Raw genomic sequence first — 15,428 nt, forward strand, 5'->3', positions numbered from 1 at the left:
CCTCTCCCCCTCTCCCCCCTCTTCCCCCTCTCCTCAACGGTTAGGTTTGATATAGGCAATTGCTGGTCGCGAGATCAGAATTTGTGTTTCTGAGGCATCTACGAGGCAAAGGCAGCTATGATCCTGCCAAAAAATTCTGCCGACTAGCAAGTCGCCGGTCGTGAGTTTGATTTCTACCTGTTCTTTGTCTTTGATGTAGCTTTGTATTAGGCGAATGCTGGGCAATCCGGTCTCAAATTCAGACATACTGGGAAATGGGTAAGTTAGTCATTAGTCATCAGTCATCAGTCATCAGTCATTAGTCATCAGTCATTAGATGTGTCCCCAAAAATATTCAAGAACGGGCGGGATGCCTGTTTCACAGGAATTATGGGGGAACTCTATTAATGGCCAACGGCAGACTCAGGACTAGGAAGATACGGGATGCCCAGTACCAATGACTAATGACTAATGACTAATGACTTTAGAAGTCTATCAACTAATCAGTTTTAACCAAAAGAGGTTTGTTTTTTATGCCGATCGAGTTTGCGAAGTATCACGGACTGGGCAATGATTTTATTCTGATTGACAACCGCCACTCCCCGGAACCGGTGATAACACCAGAACAAGCTGTCGAAATGTGCGATCGACATTTTGGCATTGGGGCAGACGGCGTGATTTTTGCTCTTCCGGGTCAAAACGGCACTGACTATACGATGCGGATTTTTAATTCCGACGGTTCGGAACCGGAAATGTGCGGCAACGGAATTCGCTGTTTGGCTAAGTTTATCGCCGATTTGGAAGGCGAGAAGGCGAAAACTCAGTACCGCATCCACACTCTGGCGGGTGTGATTAGCCCCCAATTGCGATCGGACGGTCAAGTTAAGGTGGATATGGGAGTTCCCCGGCTGCTGGCTGCGGAAATTCCGACAACTTTGGCCGCACCGGATGCTAAAGCTATTGATATGCCGATCGAGGTAGCGGGTAAATCTTGGTCTGTTACCTGTGTCAGCATGGGCAATCCTCACTGCATTACTTTTGTAGACGATGTTTCGGCTGTTGCTTTAGAAACTGTCGGGCCTGTGTTCGAGCACCACCCAGCCTTCGGGCAGCGTACAAATACCGAATTCATTCAAGTAATACGATCGGACTACGTAAAAATGCGGGTGTGGGAAAGAGGCGCAGGTGCTACTCTAGCTTGTGGGACTGGTGCTTGTGCTGCTGTGGTAGCTGGAGTGTTGGTCGCTAAGTGCGATCGGACAACTGCTGTTGAACTCCCCGGCGGCGTTTTGGAAATCGAATGGGCCGAAGTTTCTGGGCGGATTTACATGACCGGGCCGGCACAGCGAGTATTTACTGGTTGTATTAGTCTTTAGTCATTGGTCATTAGTCATTAGTCATTAGTCATTGGTCATCAGTCATTGGTCATTAGTCATTAGTCATCTATGGGTGGTTTAAGGCAGTTTTTTGTATGATTGACAAAAAAATCAAATTGGATAATTCAAAATTTTTCTTGAATTCTGACTAAGGTCTTCCCCGTTGAGAACTAATTGGCTGCGGACTAATGACTGCTGACTAATGACTAATGACTAAAATCTAAAATCTAAAATCTAAAATTTACTAGGTGGATGTGCATGGCTGGAGGTATTTATCTGATTCAGGACGACGACAGGCTGGTAGAAATGATGGAACAGCCCTACGACTCGGAAGACCAGTTACAAGATTTGCTAGTAACTTATCCGAATTTGATCGCGGGAGACCAAATCGATCGGGCGACGGCGCGCAGGTGGCTGTTAATTTCGCGGGAAGCAGCAGCGCCCACCGATGAGGAAACAGCCGTCCAGTGGTCGCTGGATCATTTATTTCTCGACCAAAATGCAGTTCCTACTTTGGTGGATGTCAGGCGAACTCCTAATGCCGAACTGCGGCAAAAAGTTTTGGGTCAGTCGATCGACTATGCTGCTAATGCGGTAGTTCACTGGCCAGTCGATTCAATTATTGCTCTGTTTGAAGCGAATTGTCGCGATCGGGGCCGCGATCCAGAACAGATTTTTGAAGAGTTTCTGGGCGCGGATGCTAATGAAGATAGGTTTTGGCAGAAGGTTAAAACTAATTTGCAAGCGGGTAAAATTCGCTTAGTGTTTGTCGCTGACGAGATTTCCGCTGAAATGCGCCGAGTTGTGGAATTTCTTAACGAACAAATGGACCCGGTTGAAGTTTTTGCACTGGAAATTAAGCAGTATGTAAGTGAAGACGGTTTGAAAACATTGGTTCCCAGAGTCATCGGCCAGACAGCGGAAGCACAGCAGAAAAAATCCAGCGCAACGCGCGAAAGAAGGCGCTGGGATGAATCGTCATTTTTTGCGGAAATCAAAGTTAGACGGGGCGCGGATGAGGCGCAAATGGCAAAAGCAATTTACCTTTGGGCGAAAAGTCAAGAACCCGAAGTTCAGATCCAGTGGGGAACGGGGGATGCCTACGGCGGTTTCGCCGCTCAATTGCCTCAAAGGGGAAGAAAACCCTATCAGTTATTCACTGTAGATATTGCTGGCAGAATGGAGATTTCTGCTGATAATTACGGTTCCCAGCCGCCGTTTAATGCGGAACAGAATTGGCTGGAATTGAGAAGTAAACTGAGTTCGATCGGTCTGTCGTTGCCTATAGAACCAGGTGAGAGAAGGTCGCCGAGTCTGGCTTTGTTTACTTTGCAAGATGAATCTGCACTGAAGCAAGTTATGGAAACTTTTGATTGGGTGATTGAGCAAATTAAAAGGTTATAGTCATTAGTCATTAGTCATTAGTCATTAGTCATTAGTCATTAGTCAGCAGTCAGCAGTCAGCAGTCAGCAGTCAGCAGTCATTAGTCATTAGTCATTAGTCATTAGTCCTTGGTAGTTAATAATTGGTTACGATCGACAACAAATAACAAATAACCAATAACAACTAACAACCTACAAATCACCAATAACAACTAACTAATGACCACTAACTAATGACTAATGACTACTGACTAATATCGAATATTAGCTTGTTTCAAGCGCCGCAATGCTTCTCCCAGCCGATCGCAATCTGCAATTAAACTAATTCTCACATATCCTTCGCCGCCCGGCCCAAAAGCATTGCCAGGAGTCACGACAACACCGGTTTGCTGCAAAACATTCAAAGCAAAATCCGTAGAACTCATCCCCGGAGTACAGGGAACCCAAAGATACATTGCAGCCAGAGGTTTAGGAATATTCCACCCTAATTCTGCTAATCCTTCAACCATGAAATCGCGGCGAGTGCGGTAGCGTTCCTGCACTTCGTGCAAGTAACTATCTGGCAATTGCAGCGCTGTTTCTGCTGCGGTTTGCAATGCGGAAAATATACCGTAATCTAGGTTAGTTTTTAAGGTTCGCAAACCTTGAATTATCTTGCTATTTCCTACTACAAAACCGACGCGCCAGCCGGCCATATTGTAAGTTTTGGACATGGTGTGAAATTCGACACCGATTTCTTTACCGCCGGGAATTTCTAATAAACTTGTCGGTTGATAGCCGTCAAAGGCTAATTCCGCATAACACAAGTCGTGAACCAGCAAGATTTGATGTTTGTGCGCGAAAGCAACAATATCTTTATAAAATTCGCGGGGTGCTGTTGCTCCCGTCGGATTACTGGGATAATTGAAATAGAGGATTTTGGCTTGTTCGGCTACGCTGTCGGGAATGTCGGCTAAGTCAATTACCCAGTCATTTTCTGGTTTGAGAATGATATTGTGAACTTTTGCGCCGGCGATGATTGGGCCGCGAAATAATACGGGATAAGCAGGACTTGGTACTAATATTAAGTCGCCGGGATTGATATAGGCGATCGCAAAATGTGCTAAACCTTCTTTGGAACCCAACAAAGGCAATGCTTCGCTTTCTGGATCGAGTTCAACATTGTAGCGACGGCTGTACCATTTAGTAATTGTGCGGCGGAAATTGGCAGTTCCTTCAAAGGGTGGATAGCCGTGATTTGCAGGATTTTGGATGGCTGCGACAGCGGCTTCTACTACTGGTTGAGGAGTGGCACCGTCGGGGTTTCCCATTCCTAAGTCTATTAAATCGAGTCCTTGTTCGCGGGCGCGGGCTTTGAGTTCGTCGAGACGGGCAAATACGTAGGGCGGTAGTTTTTGCAACCTGTCAGCAGGGGTAATCCAATCCAAGGTCATTTATTTTTTGTCAGTTGTCAGTTTTCCTGGTTTGTAGTAAGGACTTTCGTCCTTGCTAGCACAGCCTTTTCAGGACTTTAGTCCTTACTACAAACTGTTTTAATTCTTAATCTTTAATTCTCCCACAGGTGCGGTGGTAGAAACCATCGCTGCCATTAATTGTTGGGGAACAACTTTAAAAGGCAGTCGGTGGATGTCGGAATTAGGATTGCAGGCTATGTCGGCGGCGCGCTGCAATTCTGCTATGGTAATGTCTCCGAGTCCTAGGTTATCTAAAGTTTGGGGCAATCCAATCTCGGCGTAGAATTTTAGCAGTTGCTGTCTGGCGCTAGCGGCAAGTTGATTGTTTTGCAGCATTTCTTCTAGTCGCAGTTGCACTAAGATGCCGTAGGCGACTTTTTCTCCGTGCAATGTGCCGTGACTTGCTAATAGATGAGTTAGGCCGTTGTGGACGGCGTGGGCGGCGACGGTGCGACATTGGGCTCCGCCGATGCCGCCAATTACTCCTGCTAGCAATACGGCTGCGTCTGTGACTTCTTGCCAGGTTTCGCTACCGGGTTCTTTGAGGGCGGCTGCTGATTTTTGGAATAATATATCGCGCAGTATTCTAGCTTGTTGGACGGCCGAAATTATCAAGGTTTGTTCGGAGTGTCCGCTGCTGACTGATGCTTCGTACCATTTGGCGATCGCATCTCCAATTCCTGCTACTAATGTCCGCTGCGGTGCGGTTTGAATTAAGCCGTAGTCGAGTATTAATAAGTCGGGACATCTGGCTAATGTGACATCGTATTGGAATGCACCTTGTTCGGAATAAATGTTAGAAAGGGCTGTCCAAGCGGCACAGGTGGCTGCTGATGTGGGTATGGTGGCGATCGGGATTTTGCACTGATGGGCGACGAGTTTGGCTGCGTCTAAGGCTTTGCCGCCGCCAACTCCGATGATGAAGTCGGCTTGATGGGTTTGGGCTGCTTCGCGGAGGGTTTCGAGGCCCCTTTCGCTGCAATCGTTGCCGTATTGTGTTTCGGCGGATTGTAACTGCTGCTGTTCGAGGATTGGTTGCAGGTAGGGTTGGGCGGCGGCGAGGGAGTTGCTGCCGCCGACGATTAGCGGCCGCTTTCCGAAACGGGCGATCGCATCTCCGGCTTGTGCGATCGCCGATCGACCCCGCAATACACAGGCGGGAGCAATTGTCAAGGAATAAATTGCTGGTGCGGTGGCGGTTTTAGTGCTTTGGGTTTGAGTCATCGAACCACTGGATAAGTGACGAGAAGGTTGACGCTTTGCAGGATTGCTGGATTTTCTAGGATAACTCTAACTCATGTTGGGCGACATGGTAAGTTTTGTAAAGTTTTTATTAACTATTGTGGTTGGGGTGGGCTGGGGGAGTTGGAGGGCGATCGGTATAATAAATTTACGGCCAAGCATTGGGGAAGCACGATCGCACTTTACGATACGCAAAAATCTACACCCAAAGCAGAAACAACGATAAAATATTAAGTTCAAAGCTTTCCACAGTCATCGTCCTAGGGAGTTTGATCCAGGTCTTGATGAGCGTCATCATTCCTCTGTATATGGTCAGTAGCAAAGATTTCAATCGTTACTTCTCCTGGAAAAGACAAAATTATTCCCAATAGCCTCAGTGGATTAAATTTGATATAAACAAAAGCACCGCCTAACAACACGCACCAACTACGGAGAGTTGAACTGTTGTGATGCAAAGGCGATCGGCGCCTGCCAAAGCTGTATCCCAGCTAAGCGTGATTGGCAGGCTAGTAAGTGGGTTCTGAGAAGTTTATTAGTGCTCAGTGTTTTTGCAACAGAGCCGATCGGGTTGCCCTAACTAGCTATCCGATCGAGTTAGGAGTGCCGCGAAACTGGCACTTGAGTTTTATACTCGATTAACTTCCTCTATAAGTTGAGTAGCCATATGGTGAAAGTGTAAGAGGGATGTGGTAATGAGAGTTGTCTTTGATTTCAAAGACAATTTCTACAAAGGGGTAAAGGCTCTCGGTTCTCTTCTGATTGAAATAGCTTTTTGTGTCAAATTTCAACTTATAGGTTCCTTTGTTGTCGCTATTAGTCGGCAAAAAGTCTTTGATGCGCCCATTACTATCTGTCTCTTTTTTAGAAACTGTGCGCCACCGATCATTTTTATCGAGTTGATAAAGTTCGATCGGTACTTGTGTCGCAGGTTGCCCAATCGAAACGTCCAAGATGTGGGTTGAGAGTTGATAGTTATCACTTTGTGCAAAAGCAGTAGTCTGAATTGTTATTACCATTATTAGAGTAATAACTGCCTTAACGATTGTCTTCATACTTTTTAGTTACCTTGGATTATTTACAAGAAATTGGGATTTCAACGAAATAAGGAGATGATATTCAAGCTAATTAACTCAACAAAGAGCGACACCGACAGAGAGCAAGTAGGGAGCATCCTACTTTTATTTTTTATTCGCAAAATAACTTAACAACAGCCATTCATAGGCGATTCAACGATCTAGGGTATTTTCCTCTCTCAGGATTCTCAAAAGTGGGATGCTCCCATTATAAGTTAGCTTGCTTCGCTTTTGGCTGAAATAATTATTCTAAATTATCTGTCAGTATTATAACATTAAGGTATTCACCTCTAATTACTGTAGTTCATTCTATGAGACAACCACAAACTGTTAAAGCTTTGGAAAAGCTAGGACGGGTTCAACTCTCTAAGAGTTTTTTCATGCGCGAGTTTCTTTATTCAGAAATCTCTCAAATTGAAGGTATCCCTAACATTCCTAGCGATCCAGATTTGGCGATCGCAGCCGGAAAGAATTTGTGTGAGAGGGTACTTGAACCAATTCAAGATGCGCTTGGTCGGATTAGTATCCGTTCAGCCTATCGTTCTTGTGCCGTGAACGCCACAGGAGCAGAGAATAACAATCAGTACAGTTGTGCCAGTAATGAGTCCAACTATGCAGAACATATCTGGGATGTAAAAGATTCAGAGGGGTATATGGGAGCAACAGTATGTATTGTTGTTACATCATTCATCCCTTACTATGAACGCACTCAAGATTGGACAGCATTGGCATGGTGGATACATGACCACATTGATGCTTATGCAGGAATGACCTTTTTCCCAAAGTATGCAGCATTCAACATTAGGTGGAGCGAGAATCCTAATGTTTCAAAAGTAATTGATAGCTACGTAGAAAACCCGCACACTGGTAAGAGAGGGTGTCTGACAAAGGAGGGGATGGATAATTTCTCAGGTTCGCACGAGCAGTTTTACCAAGAGTTTATCGATCGCTGACTAACCATCGCCTTGAACCTCAATGCTCTAATTGTAACCCTGCTGCGAATCTCTCGATCGATCGCCCTTTTCCCATATCCTAGAAAAACACAGCTATTCAAATCATAAAAAACACAAAATTAGTATCGTAATCGAGTAAGATTTACGATAAAATAGCTAGTCATGATATATCAATTTGTGCAAACAATTAAGCAGGCTACTAATTCTTCTATAACTGCTGCCGACACTTAACCGAGACATTTAACAAATCGCTCACTAGCTACACTTCTAATTTGCAAAATATTACCTACTGAGTCTGTATCTAACCCGTTTTCTTCTGTTCGCTGGATGGGAATCATGAAGGGTCGATTTTGAAATTTTGGCTGCCATTTTGCCACAGGAATGATAATCCTCATTGGAATAGAACTTAACATTTCAGAACTTATGATAACAGCCGGACGAGTTTTTTGAATTTCTTGGCCTCGGGTTGGATCTAGTTGTACTAGCCAAATCTCTCCTCGTTTCGAGTTAAGAGTCATATTCAGTCTCCCAGTCTTCGCTGTCGAGTACAGAAAATTCAGTTAATTCAGGATCGGTCAAAAAATCTTGGGCTGTGACAGCCATATATGGTGCTAGTATTTTATGGCGTTCCGCGATCGGTAGCCTAGCAATTTCTCTAAATGATAGCTTGAGAGCAGGTTGGGTTGTTGACGAACTGTTAGACTCAGAACTTTCGCTGGGTAACTGATTTTTCTGTTCCGTTTTTTGCACCAGGAATTGTGCAAATTCGAGCAATTCTTGTTGTTTCTCCCTTGGCAACTGTCGCAAATTCTCTAACAGTGCTTGCTCCAAATTAATTGTTTCTGACATTTCAATTACTTTCCCTAAATGTTGATATGTTTATTGCTCACGCAGTCAAGTTTTGTAGTTCCATGTTTGCAAATCGCGCCCTAATTTTCATCTTTCCCTGTTAGTTCACCCATCACACCGCCAAATCTTGATACTCCCATCATTACTGCCACTAACCAGAGTGTTTCCATCCGGGCTAAAACAGACCGAATTAACCTTGGCTGAATGTCCTGTGAGAGTGAAAATTGTGTCTCGATTTTGTAGATTCCACAGTCTGATTGTACTGTCTCCACTACCACTAGCAATAATTTGTCCATCCGGGCTAATGGCGACAGAATTAACATAGTCTGAATGCCCTCTGAGAGTGCGAACTTCCTTGCCAGTTTTCAGATTCCAAAGCTTGATAGTATGGTCATAACTGCCACTAGCAAGAGTTTGCCCATCCGAGCTAATTGCAACAGAAGAAACCGACTTTGAATGCCCTCTAAGACTGCAAATTGTGTGTCCATTTTTTAGATTCCACAGTTGAATAGTTTTGTCATAACTGCCACTAGCAAGAGTTTGTCCATCCGGGCTGATGGCGACAGACCAAACCGAGGCTAAATGCCTAGGGAGATTGCGAATTGCCTGCCCGTTTTTTAGATTCCACAGTTTGATACTATTGTCTTGACTGCCACTAGCAAGAGTTTCTCCATCTGGACTAAAAGCAAGAGACCTAATTAAAGATGAGTGACCCTGTATGGTTCTAAATTCTTGTCCAGTTTCCAGATTCCATAGCTTAATTTGTCTGTCATAACTTCCACTAGCTAAAATTGTTCCATTCGGGTTAATAGCAACGCAATAAACCGCAACTGAATGCCCAGAAAAAGTACGAATCAGCTTTCCTGTGTGGAGATTCCAAAGTTTGCTGCAATTTCCACTGCTATTACTAGCAAAAGTCTTGCCATCTGGACTAATAACTACGCAATCAACAGATGGCATACCTACGCCATTAAGAGTTTTGACACATTTGAAGGAGTGAGCTTTTCTAATGATTTTTTCTTCTATTTGGTGTTGGCGTTGGGCTTCAGCTTTGGCAGCTTTTTCTATTGGTTGTTGGCGTTTTGCTTCAGGTTTGGCAGATGCTTGAGATTGACGTTCAGCCTCTACTTGCTCCATCAGCTTTTTCAACTCCTGTTCATACTGTTCTCCCTGTCGCTGCTGAATATCCTGAAGAATATCAAAATAAGGTTTCACCCATTCTTCTGCCAACCCATCTTCAGCCAATTCATCCCTTAAGTTAAACAACTGAGGTTCGTAGCAGGGGTCAATATTGAGATAATACAAATCCGCTAAAAATCCCGCCAGCAACTTGTGAATCGCTACAATCAACTGCCGAATCATGCGGAGGGCTTTTTTCTCACTTACTCCAGATGCTAAAAGTGCATCTTTTGCCTCTTCCCAGTCAAAAACTTTGGTAGAAAACAGGGATACTTCCTGATTATTGATAAATCCCCAAAAGCCGACGCGAAAAGTTACGGCATAGTCGCTGATATCGCTATATAAAATTGTAGTCGGAACCGGAGATAAAATTCGCTGCAAGCGTTCCACATCAATATCACCAATCGACTCAGTGAAATAGTCGCTATAAAACTTAACTGGGCGTAAGACATCCTGTTGAGGATAATGCTGTCTGAGAAAATCTCCCACACTTCTCATCTCAATTGGCAAATCTTCACAGAAGGTTTCCGGGCATCGCTTGCTAATTTTGGGCGGTGATAGTAAGATTAAGAGGCGGTGTTGTTGCTGGAGTAAAATCTGCTTAGTTTCCTCTCGATTCAACTTAGAAAACCAAGTATCTTTATCCCAAATTGTTTGAATTTCAGCCAGCTTAATCTGAATATCCTTTGCTTGCAATTCCCGCATCAAATCCCGCTGCAAGGCTGCCAGCTTCAGTCTGTCTCGCTGTTCCTGTTCCTGCAACTCAAGGCGGCGTGCAGTTTGTGCTACTGTTAGCTTTAACAATTCCCGGTCTCTGGTATCTTTCGCTTTCGCGTATTCCAGCATTTCTTGAGAATAACGCTGTTTTGCTCGCTCTATCTCAGTCGAATCAGATGAGTTATTGGGAGCGGGAATCAGGATATCCCGGTACTTTTGAGAGTTATTGCCGAAGGCTTCTCCTAGTTTATAGCCAATATTTCTGGCGATGGGTGAGAGGACTTCTGAGATGTAGGGAGCGATAGCGAGGATTGCGTTTGCGAACATAATTGTGGGTGAGGATGCGGTTATTAATAGTGTAGCAACTGGTTGGGATGAAAAAGGTAATTATATCAATTCCGGCTGCACCGGAATGATAAGCGAGGACACGGCACTGCCGTGTCCTCCGTTTATATTATTCCGATGCTAACGGACATGATATTACAAGCGCGTTAATATTGTAAGAGGTCTATTATGCCGACGGCTAACCATCGCCTTGAACCTCAATAGTATAACTGTAGCCCTGTTCAGTCAGAAACAGTTGGCGGTGTCGCGCAAAATCTTCCTCGCAAGTTTGTAGCGATACTAATGTATAAAAACTAGCAGTGTGTCCGTCGGGTTTGGGGCGGAGAATTCGTCCGAGGCGCTGCGCTTCTTCTTGGCGAGAACCATACTTTCCCGATACTTGAATCAACACATCGGCATCGGGTAAATCGACGGCAAAATTGCCCACGCGAGATAGAATTAATCCAGGAATCTCTTTGTGACGGAATGCTTCGTATAACCGATCGCGCTCAACCTGTTTTGTCTTCCCCGTAATCAGTGGTAATTTGGTAACAAGGGCGATCGCATCCAACTGTTCCAGAAACTCACCAATAATTAAAATACGGTGTCCCGCCTCCTTTTGCAACAAACTTTGCACCACATCCAACTTACCCGGATTTTCCGCAGCAATCCGAAACTGACTGCGGCGGGGCGCTAGGGCATATTCCATTTTTTCCGCCTCATTTTGGGCGACACGGATTTCGGTACAATTGGCTGTAGCAATAAATCCCTGTCCTTCCAATTCCCGCCAAGGTACGTCATAGCGCTTGGGGCCAATTAGCGTGAAAACATCGCCTTCCTTCCCGTCTTCGCGAATCAATGTCGCCGTCAAACCTAACCTGCGTCGCGCTTGTAAGTCGGCGGTAATCCGAAATATCGGTGCGGGTAATAGATGCACTTCATCATAAATAATCAGTCCCCAAGATTGCGCGTTAAATAACTCGAAATGCGGGAATTCATCATCTTTAGTCGATCGATAACTGAGCATTTGGTAAGTCGAGAGAGTAACAGAAGCCGTTTTTTTGCTGTTGCTGCTGTACTCGGCGATCGCATCTTCAGTTAAACTCGTTTTGTCTAATATTTCCCTGCGCCACTGGTGCACAGAAGTCAAACTGCTGGTGAGAATCAATGTTTTTTGCTGCACCAAACTCATCGCAATCATCCCCACAATCGTCTTACCAGCGCCGCAGGGTAGGACGATCGTACCGCTGCCGCCTTTTACTTCTCCTCCTTGATAGAATGCTTCTACTGCTTCCTTTTGATAGGCACGCAAATTAAAGGGTAAATCGCTTCCTAAAGTGCGATCGCGCAACGCAATTGCTAACTCGGCACCTTCGACATATCCAGCTAAATCTTCCGCCGGATAACCCACAGCTAGCAAAGCTTGTTTGAGTACACCGCGATTCCCCGAATCGACTTGAAAGCAAAGATCCGAAATCCGCTTACCTAACAGCGGTTTTACGCGCTCATCCCGCACTAGCAACTCCGTCAGCGGGCGATCGGCAATCCGCAGTTGTAAATCGGGATTTTCCGCATCAATCCTTTCAATTACCGTCAATCCGTAGCGCGTACCAAGCAGTTCGATTTCCTGCGCTACCGATTCAGGAATGTCATATTTGGCATACTTTCGCAAAGCTGCGATCATCAATTCAACTAACATTCCCGCCGCCCGCGCATTCCACACGCTTAAGGGCGTGATCCGATAGGTGTGGATGTGTTCGGGACTTTTGATTAATTCGGCAAAGGGGGCGATCGCTTCTCGCGCTTTTTGTGCTGTTGGGGCGTGAACTTCTAGTAAAATTGAGCGATCGCTCTGTACGATTAAAGCATTTTCAGCAACATAACTCATAAGTAGAAGGAAGAAGGAAGAGGGAAGTTCGGCAACGAGCAATGTACGGGATGTCACGGATGTCACGGATGTCACGGATGTAACCGATGTAAGTCCGTCGGAAGAGGGAAGAAGGAAGAAGTCATTAGTCATTAGTCATTAGTGCTGTCTCCCCGGAGCTTTCCGTCCAACGTCATCAGGAAGAGGGAAGAAGGAAGAGAGAAAAAGTTGGGTATAACTGATATTTTGCACCATTATCAATCATTCTATAGGGACGGGTTCAGCAACAAACTTAAACGCAGCAGATAGGTTAAATAAACCCGCCCTTCCCCATGAAAAAGCCCCAATAGACTCAGGTAAAACAAAAATGTTTTGTTTATTTTATCCAGTCTATGTGAAAAGTGCGTCGCGATCGAGATTGTCTATTTTTTTAGGGATTTATCGCCAGCGATGCACCCTACAAACACTCTTGTGAGGTGGGCCCCAGAGCCCGCCACAGTAGACAATTCTAATGCCACAACTTATTTATCACTCTGGGGTAAAACATAGCCCATTTGCCGCAGGGCGGTGCGAAATTTAGTTTCCTGGCCCAATGGAACTGCTAAAGTGCGATCGCCCGCCAACTGACAGAACTTTTTAGTACGGGAATCATTCGCAATCAGCAATGCTAAATGGGCGGTAGTACATTCGATCAACCTGACACTACCTATATCTTGCACGCTATTCGATCGCTCTGTAACATCCGTTAGAAATTGCTGCACAGTTTGCGGTAGCGGTTCAATACTTCTGGCATCCAAAAACTCTGTAAACTCTGCTAATGGATATCCATTTTCAATGGCTGCGAAGATTTTTGGGCGATCGAGTCGCCACACAACATCTGACACCTTTTTAGTATAGATATCCAGGACGATCGCATCAGATGTCTCGACACCATCTCCCGCCGCAATAATTTCTAGATTCGGCAATACCCTGAGCGTTTGACGAACCTCAATTACTGGCGGAGTATACTGATCCGTCAAGCCCAAACAGTAAGCCCCCAAACTCGTCAAGCGAAAATATACTAAGCCATCATAACGACTCAGGAATTCCAGATTGTCCGTTCCCCAAAGATAGTCATAATCGCATGGTATGAGGAACGGATCGACATATGCAACATCAATTATGCCCAAAGTAGCAGCATACTCAAACAAAAAACAGCGCATATATCGTTCTTCCAGAATCGGCCAACTATGGCCATCCAATTCTGATAAGTTTCCATACCCAGCTTCACCAATATACAGATAATAGGGTTCCTCAGTCACATCAAAGCTATGGCCTGTTGCGACTAGATATTTACTAAAGTCATGAAATAAAATCCACTTACCCACAGGACATTCTGCGAGCACAGAGGCGATCGCATCTCTGCGCCACGCCACATCCGTCATCCCATTTGAACCCCGGCCAGTTTGTCCTTTGATCGCATCAATTCGGCGAAATTCATCAAAGATTTTGGTCTTTAACCAGCGCTTCCATGCTGTTTGTAAACCTTTGGCGGGTGATTCTTGTAAAGCTTTCTGTCCCGCTTTTGTCAAAACTAGCTTTTTGCCCGATCGTTCCGCGAACTTGCTCCCTTGCGCTATCATTATCCAAGCAAAGGGCTTGATGCTACCGAGTTCAGCGAATACTTCATCATCATAGTCGCTATCCTTGGCTAGGGTAATTTGACGCTGTTCCTCATTATAAAAATCACCGCCTAGCAATATAGAGGCGATCGCTTTTACACTTCCAGCACTAGGTAAAGCAGTTTTCTCGCTAACAGTAACTTTTCCCGACTGAATCAAACGCAAAACAGCCGCTAAATCCTTGGTAGCTGCCAACTGTGTTTCACAAGAAGTCAAGGGAATATCGTATTCTTCTATATCTTTTTTCCCTGTACTGTAGTTATATCTTTGGACGCTGAGTTTAACATGATTTTTTACTGTTTCACCACTATGATCCAAGGTCGCTTTTTTAGGTTTTGGCACAAATTTCAGCAATAATTCTTGTAGATCGTAAGGAATCTGGTTGCCATAAATAAACAAGCATAACAGTGATGGTTCTCTGTTAGTTCCATAGCGATCGATTGTTCCAAAATTTGCTGATTGTCCGTATTTCGCCCTAAATATCTCAGGAAAATAATAGCCGTCCTCTCCATGTATAACTTCAGCTACAGCCGCTTTTTGGAGGTCGTCTAATTTCGCCCACACTATCCGAAGGTGATCTCCCAGCAATTGCGATCTAATTCCATCAACAAGATCCGCTTTACGGGTTAATTTACGAGGATCGGGTAATAATGCTTTGAGCTTTTTTAAATCTTCAACAATTATTCCTTCTAGTGCCTGTTGGAGGCTAATAACGTTATCTATGCTTGGGTAACGCGACATAATGTTTGACAGTGCGCCCGCTTCAAAATTGTTTTGGCAACCCAAATATAACAACTTTACGGGATGCGGAACTTGAACTTTTGTTACAAAATGAAGCAATCTAGTTATACAGTTACGGTACGATGAACCGGAACCGTACATAGGTTATTTGTTTTGATTTTTAAGCTCATATTTGCCACCCTAAAATTACCCGGTTCAAGAGTCGTCATCAAGTCCTTCGTCAGTTTCTCACATCTTTGCTTTTAATCGTTGGAATTTTGCTGCTTTCTTCTGCCAAACAAACCCGACATACTTAAACCTGTCACCAGCAAGCCAAGCATTCCCAATCCATTTAAAATCGGGTAAATTGCTTGCAGGTGAAAAATTTCACCTGTATGAATTTTCAACAATAATCTTGTTGAAATTCCTGTGCTAATCGGCCACTCCCTGCCCATCGTTGCTGCCATTCCAGTCAATACCGTGAGGGTAATTGGTAAAAAAACGATTGTGGCTAGAATGCGGTGGTACTTGCGAAATGCTTTTTTCATAAGGGTTGAAAACTTAGAAATACTCAACTTATATATAGCGGTTCTCAAAAAAGTGAGGTATGCCCGGTTTGGCCTATGCCCACGGAGGCCTATGCCCTAGGCC

At 44.7% G+C, this 15,428-nt stretch carries 13 protein-coding genes; 3 read left to right on the plus strand and 10 right to left on the minus strand.

Annotation, left to right across the window (positions count from 1 at the left end):
* Window positions 1–33 precede the first annotated feature (33 nt).
* Complete coding sequence (locus IQ263_RS10705) at window positions 34–246, minus strand: Hfq-related RNA-binding protein (RefSeq protein WP_194067413.1); 213 nt, start codon at window positions 244–246, stop codon at window positions 34–36.
* Between the two features lie 266 nt (window positions 247–512).
* Here IQ263_RS10705 and dapF point away from each other — a divergent pair, with 266 nt between their 5' ends.
* Both dapF and IQ263_RS10715 read left to right on the plus strand, forming a co-directional pair.
* Window positions 513–1,355 (plus strand): diaminopimelate epimerase, encoded by an 843-nt coding sequence (gene dapF, locus IQ263_RS10710; protein WP_194067414.1) that lies wholly within the window; start codon window positions 513–515, stop codon window positions 1,353–1,355.
* Window positions 1,356–1,613: 258 nt separating this feature from the next.
* Complete coding sequence (locus IQ263_RS10715; protein ID WP_194067415.1) at window positions 1,614–2,759, plus strand: hypothetical protein; 1,146 nt, start codon at window positions 1,614–1,616, stop codon at window positions 2,757–2,759.
* Between the two features lie 230 nt (window positions 2,760–2,989).
* Here the strand turns inward: IQ263_RS10715 and IQ263_RS10720 are convergent, their stop codons facing one another.
* The 3 genes from IQ263_RS10720 to uraH all read right to left on the minus strand — a co-directional run bounded on the left by IQ263_RS10720 (window position 2,990) and on the right by uraH (window position 6,486).
* Window positions 2,990–4,171 carry an aspartate aminotransferase gene (locus tag IQ263_RS10720; protein WP_194067416.1) on the minus strand — a complete coding sequence of 394 codons (1,182 nt, stop codon included), beginning with the start codon at window positions 4,169–4,171 and terminating at the stop codon, window positions 2,990–2,992.
* Window positions 4,172–4,270: 99 nt separating this feature from the next.
* The gene (locus tag IQ263_RS10725) at window positions 4,271–5,416 is read right to left on the minus strand and encodes an iron-containing alcohol dehydrogenase family protein (RefSeq protein WP_194067417.1); all 1,146 of its coding nucleotides are present in this window, start codon (window positions 5,414–5,416) and stop codon (window positions 4,271–4,273) included.
* Between the two features lie 653 nt (window positions 5,417–6,069).
* Window positions 6,070–6,486 carry a hydroxyisourate hydrolase gene (uraH, locus tag IQ263_RS10730; RefSeq protein WP_194067418.1) on the minus strand — a complete coding sequence of 139 codons (417 nt, stop codon included), beginning with the start codon at window positions 6,484–6,486 and terminating at the stop codon, window positions 6,070–6,072.
* 332 nt (window positions 6,487–6,818) lie between these two features.
* On the opposite strand from uraH, the gene IQ263_RS10735 reads away from it, so the two are divergent.
* Window positions 6,819–7,460 carry a peptidase M15 gene (locus tag IQ263_RS10735; protein ID WP_194067419.1) on the plus strand — a complete coding sequence of 214 codons (642 nt, stop codon included), beginning with the start codon at window positions 6,819–6,821 and terminating at the stop codon, window positions 7,458–7,460.
* A 227-nt stretch (window positions 7,461–7,687) separates the two neighbouring features.
* Here the strand turns inward: IQ263_RS10735 and IQ263_RS10740 are convergent, their stop codons facing one another.
* The 6 genes from IQ263_RS10740 to IQ263_RS10765 all read right to left on the minus strand — a co-directional run bounded on the left by IQ263_RS10740 (window position 7,688) and on the right by IQ263_RS10765 (window position 15,325).
* Window positions 7,688–7,978, minus strand: a complete 291-nt coding sequence (locus IQ263_RS10740; protein WP_194067420.1) for a type II toxin-antitoxin system PemK/MazF family toxin — start codon at window positions 7,976–7,978, stop codon at window positions 7,688–7,690.
* A complete protein-coding gene (locus tag IQ263_RS10745; protein ID WP_194067421.1) occupies window positions 7,968–8,309 on the minus strand; it encodes a DUF2281 domain-containing protein in 342 nt (113 codons plus the stop codon). Before IQ263_RS10745 ends, IQ263_RS10740 begins: the two co-directional genes overlap by 11 nt.
* 105 nt (window positions 8,310–8,414) lie before the next feature.
* The gene (locus IQ263_RS10750) at window positions 8,415–10,532 is read right to left on the minus strand and encodes a WD40 domain-containing protein (protein WP_228049960.1); all 2,118 of its coding nucleotides are present in this window, start codon (window positions 10,530–10,532) and stop codon (window positions 8,415–8,417) included.
* A gap of 196 nt (window positions 10,533–10,728) precedes the next feature.
* Window positions 10,729–12,549 (minus strand): DNA repair helicase XPB, encoded by a 1,821-nt coding sequence (locus IQ263_RS10755; RefSeq protein ID WP_228049961.1) that lies wholly within the window; start codon window positions 12,547–12,549, stop codon window positions 10,729–10,731.
* Between the two features lie 368 nt (window positions 12,550–12,917).
* Window positions 12,918–14,798 carry a hypothetical protein gene (locus IQ263_RS10760; protein WP_194067422.1) on the minus strand — a complete coding sequence of 627 codons (1,881 nt, stop codon included), beginning with the start codon at window positions 14,796–14,798 and terminating at the stop codon, window positions 12,918–12,920.
* Between the two features lie 242 nt (window positions 14,799–15,040).
* Complete coding sequence (locus IQ263_RS10765; protein WP_194067423.1) at window positions 15,041–15,325, minus strand: peptidase; 285 nt, start codon at window positions 15,323–15,325, stop codon at window positions 15,041–15,043.
* Window positions 15,326–15,428 lie beyond the last annotated feature (103 nt).

The organism is Tychonema sp. LEGE 06208, from assembly GCF_015207505.1.
GTDB lineage: Bacteria > Cyanobacteriota > Cyanobacteriia > Cyanobacteriales > Microcoleaceae > Microcoleus.